This window comes from Pseudomonas sp. NPDC087639 (assembly GCF_044743385.1).
Lineage (GTDB): Bacteria > Pseudomonadota > Gammaproteobacteria > Pseudomonadales > Pseudomonadaceae > Aquipseudomonas.
The window spans coordinates 1-995 of the sequence record NZ_JBIUWI010000054.1; the positions used below are offsets into that span (position 1 = coordinate 1).

Below are 995 nucleotides of genomic sequence, written 5' to 3' on the forward strand. Positions count from 1 at the left end.
CAACGATCTTGCCGGTCTGACCGACCTGCATGTCGTTCGGTACGAAACCTGCGTCGACCGCGGCGCGCGAAGCACCGACGGCAGCGCCCAGCTTGTCTGCCAGAGCGTACAGGTGTTTGAAGTTGTCGCCGTTCTGCATGCCGCGGCCGCCGGAAACGACGATCTTGGCAGCGGTCAGTTCTGGACGATCAGACTTGGCCAGTTCTTCGCCAACGAAGCTCGAAGTCCCAGCGTTGTGCGCAGCAGCAACCGCTTCAACGGCAGCCGAACCACCTTCAGCAGCAACCGGGTCGAAACCGGTGGCACGCACGGTGATCACTTTGATCGCAGCGGTCGATTGCACGGTAGCGATGGCGTTACCGGCGTAGATCGGGCGCTTGAAAGTATCAGCGCTCTCTACCGAGATGATCTCGGAGATCTGGTCAACGTCCAGCGCAGCGGCAACGCGCGGCAGGATGTTTTTGCCGTTGGAAGTGGCGGCAGCCAGGATGTGGCTGTAGCCAGCGCCGAGTTCGGCCACCAGAGGAGCAACGTTTTCCGGCAACTGATGCGCGTAAGCGGCGTTGTCAGCGTTCAGGACTTTGCTCACGCCCGCGATTTTCGCAGCGGCTTCAGCCACGGCGCCAGCGCCTTGGCCGGCAACCAGAACGTGGATGTCACCGCCGATTTTGGCAGCGGCAGCAACCGTGTTCAGCGTGGCCGGAGCCAGCACTTTGTTGTCGTGTTCGGCGATTACCAAGATAGTCATGATTAGATTACCTTCGCTTCGTTTTTCAGTTTCTCGACCAGTTCAGCCACCGACTTGACCTTGATACCCGCGCTGCGTGCAGCCGGCGCTTCGACTTTCAGAGTCTTGTTGGTGGAGGCGGTGGAAACGCCCAAAGCATCCGGAGTCAGCACTTCGAGAGGCTTCTTCTTGGCTTTCATGATGTTTGGCAGGGACGCGTAGCGCGGCTCGTTCAAACGCAGGTCGGTGGTGACTATAGCAGGAAGAT

The 995-nt window shown here is 59.6% G+C and carries 2 protein-coding genes; both read right to left on the minus strand.

The features are described 5' to 3' along the window. Positions 1-748, minus strand: a 748-nt coding sequence (locus tag ACIOVB_RS20430; RefSeq protein ID WP_401270806.1) for an electron transfer flavoprotein subunit alpha/FixB family protein, incomplete at its 3' end; no start/stop codon positions are given. A gap of 2 nt (positions 749-750) precedes the next feature. Next, positions 751-995: electron transfer flavoprotein subunit beta/FixA family protein (locus ACIOVB_RS20435; protein ID WP_401270808.1), on the minus strand; the 245-nt coding region annotated here is incomplete at its 5' end.